Annotated in this window: 10 protein-coding genes; all 10 read right to left on the minus strand. The window is 37.3% G+C overall.

Annotated elements, in window-relative coordinates:
* Positions 1 to 126, minus strand: a 126-nt coding sequence (locus CH377_RS19345; protein WP_425268745.1) for an AbrB/MazE/SpoVT family DNA-binding domain-containing protein, incomplete at its 3' end; no start/stop codon positions are given.
* Positions 127 to 415: 289 nt separating this feature from the next.
* Entirely contained in the window at positions 416 to 1,219 is an 804-nt protein-coding gene (locus CH377_RS19350) for a hypothetical protein (protein ID WP_125172193.1), read from the minus strand.
* An 891-nt stretch (positions 1,220 to 2,110) separates the two neighbouring features.
* On the minus strand, positions 2,111 to 3,103 hold the full coding sequence (locus CH377_RS19360; RefSeq protein ID WP_100725374.1) for a DUF4062 domain-containing protein: 993 nt from the start codon (positions 3,101 to 3,103) through the stop codon (positions 2,111 to 2,113).
* Between the two features lie 638 nt (positions 3,104 to 3,741).
* Positions 3,742 to 4,236 carry a hypothetical protein gene (locus CH377_RS19375; RefSeq protein ID WP_100725377.1) on the minus strand — a complete coding sequence of 165 codons (495 nt, stop codon included), beginning with the start codon at positions 4,234 to 4,236 and terminating at the stop codon, positions 3,742 to 3,744.
* Between the two features lie 214 nt (positions 4,237 to 4,450).
* Positions 4,451 to 5,476: a hypothetical protein gene (locus CH377_RS19380; RefSeq protein ID WP_100725378.1), complete on the minus strand. Its 1,026-nt coding sequence runs from the start codon at positions 5,474 to 5,476 to the stop codon at positions 4,451 to 4,453.
* Between the two features lie 202 nt (positions 5,477 to 5,678).
* On the minus strand, positions 5,679 to 6,002 hold the full coding sequence (locus CH377_RS19385; protein WP_100725379.1) for a type II toxin-antitoxin system PemK/MazF family toxin: 324 nt from the start codon (positions 6,000 to 6,002) through the stop codon (positions 5,679 to 5,681).
* Positions 5,996 to 6,244: an AbrB/MazE/SpoVT family DNA-binding domain-containing protein gene (locus CH377_RS19390; RefSeq protein ID WP_100725380.1), complete on the minus strand. Its 249-nt coding sequence runs from the start codon at positions 6,242 to 6,244 to the stop codon at positions 5,996 to 5,998. The genes CH377_RS19385 and CH377_RS19390 overlap by 7 nt, the downstream gene beginning before the upstream one ends.
* A 731-nt stretch (positions 6,245 to 6,975) precedes the next feature.
* A complete protein-coding gene (locus tag CH377_RS19400; RefSeq protein ID WP_100725381.1) occupies positions 6,976 to 7,557 on the minus strand; it encodes a hypothetical protein in 582 nt (193 codons plus the stop codon).
* Between the two features lie 252 nt (positions 7,558 to 7,809).
* Entirely contained in the window at positions 7,810 to 8,226 is a 417-nt protein-coding gene (locus CH377_RS19410; RefSeq protein WP_100725382.1) for a type II toxin-antitoxin system VapC family toxin, read from the minus strand.
* A complete protein-coding gene (locus CH377_RS19415; protein WP_100725383.1) occupies positions 8,204 to 8,464 on the minus strand; it encodes a ribbon-helix-helix protein, CopG family in 261 nt (86 codons plus the stop codon). The genes CH377_RS19410 and CH377_RS19415 overlap by 23 nt, the downstream gene beginning before the upstream one ends.
* Positions 8,465 to 8,802: the final 338 nt, after the last annotated feature.

Raw genomic sequence — 8,802 nt, forward strand, 5'->3', positions numbered from 1 at the left:
TTCCAAAAGAAAGACAGTATCTCCTTCATGGAAATTATACTTTTCCAGAAGTACTTTAGGAATTGTAGCCCCAGCTGAATTCCCTATTGCCCGAATTGTTGTCTTTTTTACTGATGCAGCATCCATGTTATAACAATAGTAATAACTGAATAATTTGCAAGTATTTTATCTGAAAAAAATCAAAAAAGTAACTGAAATAGAAACTTTTTGAAAAAGAACAAATGTTGTGCTCGATGTTCGGCTAACGACCAAGGCTTGACGACGTTTCGCGAGTCCGCATGGACTTGGCGCGAGAATTGCTCTGCAAGGCGAGTGACAAAGCGAAATGTGCCGAAGGCCAAGCGAGGGTCGCTTGCGAACCCGAAGCGCAGCGTCAGAGCCGATAGTTATACGCCGTCGCTAACTTTTTAAGAAATTAACCCAGCGCCCTCAATGCTCCTAATGCATCCATTATTTCAGTTAAGTAAATGATAAACTGTATAGGACTAGTAATTATATCTGCTATTATGGAAAACGGAGTCAGCCAATAGTAAGCAGGTTTCCCAGTGCGTTCATTCATATGACTTACTATTACTACTCTTCCTTGTACAAACTTATTATCAATAGTTGGAAAGTTGAATTCATACATTCTTTTTACGTATCCCTGCGCGTCCAAAACAATAAATAAGTTCCCTTTAGCCAATTCATATCTATTTAATCTTACTTCATAGGCTTGTCGTTTAGGAAAATTGCAATTTTCTTGCTTAGGAGCATCAGTCTCGTCAAAACAAAGAAAAAATTCCCGTGAATGAGCTTTTGAAAGAAAAGCCTTACCGTCCTTTGTTGCATATATCTCAGGCTTATCGTGATTAATCGCAATACGCATTTCTTTATATATTTTTGTTAGAGATTTGTGTAAAAATATTGAATCAACATAAGATATCTGCAGTCCCCCTTGGGGACTAATCTCCTTTATCTCTGCTTTAACCAATCGCGTATTTGTCTCACACTGAAAAAATGAATTATAGGAATAGCAATTTTCTAAACTTTTGTTAGCTGAAGAAACCCCATTAATTTCGATTTCATAGGTCGGAGTTGAATATTTTTGATTTAATTTATCGTAAGAGATTGAATCAATTTGTTCAATAAGTATAGGTCTCCTCTTCCCTTCTGAAAGTTCGAATACTTTTGAAGTTATGCAGTTTGAAAAAAGAAATATTATTATAAGATTTCTAATCATTTTTTCTACCAATTTTAGCGATGGCGTATAACGACCAAGGTGTTCCGACGTTTGCGCGCTGAGCGTTAGCGAAGACAGGCGCGAGAATTGCTCTGCAATTCGAGTGACTGAGCAAATGTGGCGAAGCCCGAGCGAGTGAGTCGCGTTAAGCGAGCTCCGAGCGGAGCGGAAGCACCGATAGTTAGACGACGTGCCGAAGAATACTAGAGGCATTGTGTGAGTTTCAGTTTAAAAAGAATTTCAAAATTTCACTATTCTTTCTTCAATCGTGAAACAATATACCGAGTCCAGTACGTCACGCATACTAAGATAACGATAATAAAGAGTGCAAGTTTAAGATATTGGCCTTGATAGTAGTAGAGTTTATGTTTAACCGGAAGATCAGAAACATCGAAAGGACCTAGTTGAGTAATTTTGATTCGATAAACTCCGATAAAATTACCCTCCTTACCTAAAATAGATAGGCCGGATCGAAAATACCCACACCCTGCATCTTCATTTTTAACTTCTGAGGTTAAAGCAAAAAAACAATACTCATCCGGAATCAGTATGTATATAGTCTTCGAGTCCAATTCCATGGGAAAGAAAATTTTAAAAAATAAAATCACGATCGATATTTTTAATAAAATCCTTGCGAGCTCCGATTTAAAAAAGTAATTAAAAAATGCTTTTAACATAATATATTCAAAGAAAATGTTTCGGCATGTCGTCTAACGACCAAGGCTTGACGACGTTTCGCGAGTGCGTAAGCACTTGGCACGAGACTTGCTCTGCAAGACGAGTGACAAAGCGAAATGTGGCGTAGCCCAAGCGAGGGTTGCGAAGCAATCCCGAAGTGCTGCGTCAGAGCCGAAAGTTAGACGCCGTGCATATTTTCAGTAAAGATAATAATCACTTATTTGTTGGAACAGTTCGAAGTTTAAGCATTTGTTCATGGCCCTTCTTGTTCAATTTCCAAAACCATGCCCATCCTCCATTTACAGTTTGCAAATATTCGACGTTAATAAACCCATATGCCATAAATTGAACTTTAATTGTTTGAAAGTCATGTTCGGACATAGAACCTGAGGTCCCAACAGCTTTATTTGATAATTCTGATGCTAATGTACTTTTAACAATCAATTCATTTGGGAAGTTTAGTATCCTTGGAGATATAAGTCCGAATAACTCTCCCCATGTAACTTTAACTTTCCAATCTAAATATGAATTTGGTCGAGTCGCTGTAGAAAAGTATCTTCCCTGAATTTCTATATACTCATCCAAATCTGCTAATTTTAGATCAACAGTAGATTTTTTATCTTCTAAAACAGCTAATTTTTGTTTTAGGTCCTGATTTTCTTTACGCAATTCATTAATTTCTGACAATAGTTCTTCATTTCTTACTTCGTCTGCTCTAACCCATCCTTTCGCAGGGAATGTTCGAATAGTTCGATTGAGACTCAGCGCTACTTTTGCATGAACATCTTCCGGTTTTGACCATATTTTTACAAGTCGACCATTTGCGACTTTGTTTCTGAAGTCGATTAGACTTTGCTTGAGAATTGGATCAGTTTCAATTTTATCCGATCCCAAATCATCGGGAGATTCATGAATCAAGGCAATGACCTTAAGCCCAATTTCACAAGCATAATCATATTCCTTTTCGGTATAACTTATTCCATCGGGACCGACCGTACCATATTTTCCTGCAATTATTAATAGATAATAATCACAATCATTTATCACCTTCTTGATAAATTCCCATTGCTCTTCGTCCGTTGCTGGAAATAACTCCATTCCTGCAGGAATACAATCCATTTCCATCAAAGTCTGAATAACTCTAGATCTTTCTTCTTTTAGATCAGCGAATGTAGAACTTACAAATACCTGGTATCTTTTATCCATAAAATCCTAATTCTTCAATTGATTGTTATGCATGGCGTCTAACGACCAAGGTGCTCCGACGTTTGCGATGGCACGAGTTTGCTCATGCAAACGAAGTGACAGAAGCAAATGTGGCGAAGCCCAAGCGAGTGGGTTACGAAGTAAGCCCCGAGCGGCGCGGAGGCACCGCAAGTTATCCGACGTTTCAGACACAACTAGGAATAATTTCACATGCTTCGAAGCTGAAGAATTCAATTAGAAAAACTCTGTCCGCCACTAACGCTAGCCTCAAACACCAACAACCGTCAGAACCGCAAGATGCACTTTAAGAGTAAGGCGGCTATTGGAAAAAAGCAGCTAATTATTTAGCAAGCTACAAACCGCTTGAACCTATATAAAGAAAACCTTGAATTCCAAAACAAACAAAAAAACAAATTCTGGCTGAAATGTTCGGATAACGACCAAGGTGCTCCGACGTTCGCAACGGCACGAGTTTGCTCAGCAAACGAAGTGACGGACGCGAATGTGGCGTAGCCCGAGCGAGAGGTGCGAAGCAACCTTGAGCGGAGCGGAGGCACCGATAGTTATGCGCTGAACCGGACGTTAACGCGAAATTACTTAAAAATACTGCCTTAACTCCAAACAATATTTATTTTCAATTAACTTTTTGCATTAAGCAATTGAATGATAAATTCTTTGATGATTTTTGCTTCAGATTTAAAGCCAATCAACGCACCGAAATATACACCTCCTGGAACAATTAAAAGGAGTGGAGTTATTTTATTATTGTTCTCATTTAAATTCGCCAAATCAAATAAAGAGACTATTAACGAAATAAAAGGTATAAGAACAAATAATCCGATTGATAACTTCGTTACTATATGCAGCCTTACCTTAACGGAAATAAATGTAATTTCTTTCTCTGCGAAAAGCGTCCCCTGCAAGAACGGTAGAGCGGCGTTTTTATATCCTATTTTCCTGTACATCTGAAATTGATTCTTAACTACTCTGTTAAAATAATCAGTATCAGAAATACTACGAATTCTTTCGAAAATTTCGTCTTCAGAAAGCTTAGTATATAAAATATAATTCTCATAAATCAAAAGTTTTTTTAGAAGATCTTTTAATTTAACACTTAGTTCTTTAATATTCATTTATTTAATGTATCTACGGCGCTCATTTATTTTTTCTTTGAGAATCATATGTTCGGTTTTGCGCATAACGACCAAGGTGCTCCGACGTTTGCGATGGCACGAGTTTGCTCTGCAAACGAAGTGACTGAAGCAAATGTGGCGAAGCCTAAGCGAGTGGGTCACGACGTGAGCCCCGAGCGGCGCGGAGGCACCGATAGTTAGACGCCGTAATTTATTATAGTTTGTTACTTTTAAATAACTCGAGCAAGGAATCAATTTTCACACTTTCTCCTTTGTCATTTCCATAAGGAATTTTACCTGCAAAGTAAGTATTCTTTGTAATTTCCTTTATCAATTCTACCCTCGCGTCTACATTATCGCTTGGGATAAGATCCGAAAGCAATTTAAATGAATTCAGTACATTCTCTCTATGAACATTAATTGTTGCTAGTAATTTATTACTATTATAGTTTTTAAAGCAAACTCTTAGTAGAAATACCCAAGCAGATAATATCACAAGCCTTACTGAATACCAACTAATGTATTTCACACTAAACGATGAGTCATTGTATAGAAAGATGTTCGAGTCGAAATTATAAACTAAAAATGAAGGTAATGAAAATAAAGCCGCAAAACCAACTGCCAACCATAACTCTGCAGCACCGATTTTTAATTTTGAGAAATAATTTTCATTCTCAAACTTATCAAAAAATCGAGAGTGTCTTGCGGCTTGATTTCCAAAAATACTTGCGTATTTTTCTATACTAATTTGTGAGAGTTCCTTACGAAAGGTCTCCAATAAAGAATCAACTTCTTTATTCTTCAATTCCAATTTATGAATAAGCGTTTCGACTTTCGATTCATAATCTTGATCAAAACTCACAATATATGAAGCTATGAAAGGATACGCAACTCTGTTAGATCTAGTATCTCCGGAAAAAATATTGAGAACGCTTATAGCCTCCTCCATTTCACTTGAAATTTCTCCATAAGGCCTAGGCGCCGTATTATTTAATAAATTTTTTAACGAGTTACCGGGTTCTAAAAATCCACCTGCATAAAATAATATTGATGAAACGATATTGTCTTCAAATTCGAATTTGATAAGTATTTCTAAAGTTTTTTTTAAGTTGGTAGCCGTGAATCTATATCTACCAAATGAATATTTAAAATGCTCTTCAATTCTCTGATCTTTTAAATTGAGTAGTTGATTCAATTCATAGATCGCCTTTTCAGCATCTTTTCTCTGTTGATCGTTCATATGTGAATTCCTAAATTATGGCGTCTAACGACCAAGGCTTGACGACGTTTCGCGAGTGCAAAGCACTTGGCACGAGGCTTGCCCTGCAAGACGAGTGACAAAGCGAAATGTGCCGAAGGCCAAGCGAGAGTTGCGAAGCAAGCTCGAAGCGATGCGTCAGAGCCGATAGTTAGACGCCGGTTTTTGACTTTCAAAGAAAGTTTTAATCTACCAACATTTCCTGAATAACTTGTTTAACTTTAGAAACAGTCTTTGATTCTATCTTACCAAGCTTCTTAATCAAACGAGTTTTATCAACTGTCCGAATTTGATCTAAAACTATCCAACCCTTCTTACTTTGAAATGTTAACTCAATTCTGGTTGGATAAGAATGCGATTTAGTAGTCATCGGAGCAATAATGATCGTACTGATGAACTTATTCATCTCATTTGGTGATATTACAACACAGGGTCTGGATTTTTTTATTTCATGTCCGATCGTTGGATCTAAGTTAATCAGATAAACTTCGTATTGAGAAACTACCATTCCCAATCCTTAGTAGATAAATCTATGGAATCTGGAATTAGCAATTTGTCTTCCTTTCTTTCTGACATTACCTTAAACTGTTTTTCCCAACCATCGCGAGGTTTAGCTTTTAGCGGAACTATAATGATCTTATTTTTATCTATAAGTAAGTCTACTTCTTCCTCAATATGGCATTCTTCCAGAACTGCCTTAGGTATTCTTATACCTTTTGAATTGCCTATTTTAACTACGGAAGCTCTCATAGTAATTACTATGTAATTACGAATAATTCTGTCAACAAAAATGTATCTTTTGGCAGACCTTTAAAACTACGTATCTTTATGCTTTTTTGTGAAGAAGGCTTTTTTAAAAACTGGCGTCTAACGACCAAGGCTTGACGACGTTTCGCGAGTCCGCAAGGACTTGGCACGAGACTTGCCACCGCAAGGCGAGTGACAAAGCGAAATGTGGCGCAGCCCGGAACGAGGGTCGCGTAGCGAACCCGAAGTGTAGCGTCAGAGCCGATAGTTAGGCGCAGTATCGCCTCAAACACATTGCACCAAACCCTACTCTAGAAAATCTTCCAATAGAGAAAAAGTAAATTAGTGACTTATTCACTTTCACAATATAAAGTAGCGAACCCTTTTCGCATCTCTTAGTACAAAGGCAACATGAGTTTTGAAGAAACCTAACATTAATAAGATCTTTCAGTCTACGATATAAGATAAGAAAAGGGAGAAAAGCGATCGAACTTAAAGTGGATCCCTATTCGGCTCTTAGGTAAAATTCAAAACTTATATAATAAAAAATAAAAGAAAATCGCGATATTGCGCCTAACGACCAAGGCTTGACGACGTTTCGCGAGTCCGAAGGACTTGGCGCGAGACTTGCTCTTGCAAGGCGAGTGACAAAGCGAAATGTGGCGCAGCCCAAGCGAGAGGCGCATAGCGATCTCGAAGCGCAGCGTCAGAGCCGATAGTTAGACGACGTTGGTTTATTTAAAAGATTCAAAATGCCACTGACCACATGAATGAGCTTTGTTGTTAAAATCAGACGGAGGATCGCACACTGGTGCTCCGGAAATAGCTTTTACAATCAATTCTTTATTCTCTTTTAGATATGTGTCTTTCGATCTATAAGCTTTAAATACTAACTTACCATTTAATGTATAAATTATCGCATAGTTTTCTGCTAAATTCTTGTATAAGGCAATCTTGTTGATTTTAGAATAAATTGTAGGACGCCCATGAATCATATAATATGTATTTACGTAGGATTCTAGAATATCCTTATCGATTCCATTTTCCTTTATGCCATAAGAAAGCAATAGCGGTTTGTCTAATTCTAACTCCAACTTTACCACTTTATCTGCTAAATCAAGTGTATACTGAACAGTTTTCAATCCTTTAACACATGATAGAATTTCTTTCGTAATTTCCGGGCAATTCTCATACCTTATTAAATAAGTCTTTGGAGAATTAAGACCTGCGGAATTGGGACTCCCAAAATCCTGATGAACTTGTGGAGAAATTCCAAAAGGAAAACAAAATGACAATATAAATAGAGCTTTTCTCATCTATCGATCCTTTTATTCAAAAGCATAATCATCCAAATACTTTATATGTATATTTTTCGTTATTGAGAAAAATATTAAACCAATGTCGTCTAACGACCAAGGCTTGACGACGTTTCGCGAGTGCGTAGCACTTGGCGCGAGACTTGCCACCGCAAGGCGAGTGACAAAGCGAAATGTGCCGAAGGCCAAGCGAGAGTTGCGAAGCAATCTCGAAGCGCAGCTTCAGAGCCGATAGTTAGACGCTGGGCTGGCCTAATTCTTAAATAAATTTGTTAAATATTTACCTTTTAAGGTCTTATATATGGAGAAGTCAGAATCTATACTAATAATATTATAGATATCTTCTCTTTCCGCGATGCACATTAATGATGCATCTGCTAAATCCATTGGTAGATCTGAATACTTTTGCATTCTGCTCTTTATATATTTTAAATCTTCCAATGTCAGATCTAAAATCTGTAAGCTTCCTCGCTCTATCCATTCTAAGAAATCTGATTGAGCGTTGATCGAAAAAGATAATAAATAAATAACCTCAGTTATTACTGGCCAAGTTGTGAATAAAGAACCTTTAAATCCCTTTAGAAACTTAAAAACTGATTTATGATAATCGTCTGAAGAATTGAATAATGCTATAATAGGACCTGAATCAACGAGTGCGACGTTTTTCATTCTTGTCCTTTAATACTTTATTTAAGATACTTTTTCTATTCTGGGCCAATTTCCCATCTTTGGCTGAATGCTTGCCAAATAGATCCTCACCCAATTCAAAGGGAGTTTTATTTGAACTATGATTCTTTATATATTCGAGAATTGATTCTTTTACTATCTCAGAACGGCTTTTCCCCTTAGATTTCGCAAATGAATCAAGCTGCCTTTCTAAATCCGGCGGTATTCTTAAACTAATCACAAAAATAATGTATCACATTTCAGTATTACATACAAGAATTTTATATGATTATTCTTAAAAAGTCGATTTTGCCAGCCTGGCGTATAACGACCAAGGCTTGACGACGTTTCGCGAGTGCGAAGCACTTGGCATGAGGCTTGCTCAGCAAGACGAATGACAAAGCGAAATGTGCCGAAGGCCAAGCGAGAGTTGCGAAGCAATCTCGAAGCGATGCGTCAGAGCCGAAAGTTATGCGCTGTGACTAACTCCACTAAACTAAACGTCTCCTCCACTTAGATAAATCATAGCTTTATTTGAATAACTAGTTAAGTTAGATATTGCTTCGTCAAATTCGCTAT

Origin of the sequence: Leptospira haakeii (assembly GCF_002812045.1) — a bacterium.
GTDB lineage: Bacteria > Spirochaetota > Leptospiria > Leptospirales > Leptospiraceae > Leptospira_B > Leptospira_B haakeii.

What these genes read in the sequence shown, in the direction of transcription:
- CH377_RS19350 (WP_125172193.1), bottom strand. Translation starts at nt 1,219, where the DNA reads ATGATTAGAAATCTTATAATAATATTTCTTTTTTCAAACTGCATAACT.
- CH377_RS19360 (WP_100725374.1), bottom strand. Translation starts at nt 3,103, where the DNA reads ATGGATAAAAGATACCAGGTATTTGTAAGTTCTACATTCGCTGATCTA.
- CH377_RS19375 (WP_100725377.1), bottom strand. Translation starts at nt 4,236, where the DNA reads ATGAATATTAAAGAACTAAGTGTTAAATTAAAAGATCTTCTAAAAAAA.
- CH377_RS19380 (WP_100725378.1), bottom strand. Translation starts at nt 5,476, where the DNA reads ATGAACGATCAACAGAGAAAAGATGCTGAAAAGGCGATCTATGAATTG.
- CH377_RS19385 (WP_100725379.1), bottom strand. Translation starts at nt 6,002, where the DNA reads ATGGTAGTTTCTCAATACGAAGTTTATCTGATTAACTTAGATCCAACG.
- CH377_RS19390 (WP_100725380.1), bottom strand. Translation starts at nt 6,244, where the DNA reads ATGAGAGCTTCCGTAGTTAAAATAGGCAATTCAAAAGGTATAAGAATA.
- CH377_RS19400 (WP_100725381.1), bottom strand. Translation starts at nt 7,557, where the DNA reads ATGAGAAAAGCTCTATTTATATTGTCATTTTGTTTTCCTTTTGGAATT.
- CH377_RS19410 (WP_100725382.1), bottom strand. Translation starts at nt 8,226, where the DNA reads ATGAAAAACGTCGCACTCGTTGATTCAGGTCCTATTATAGCATTATTC.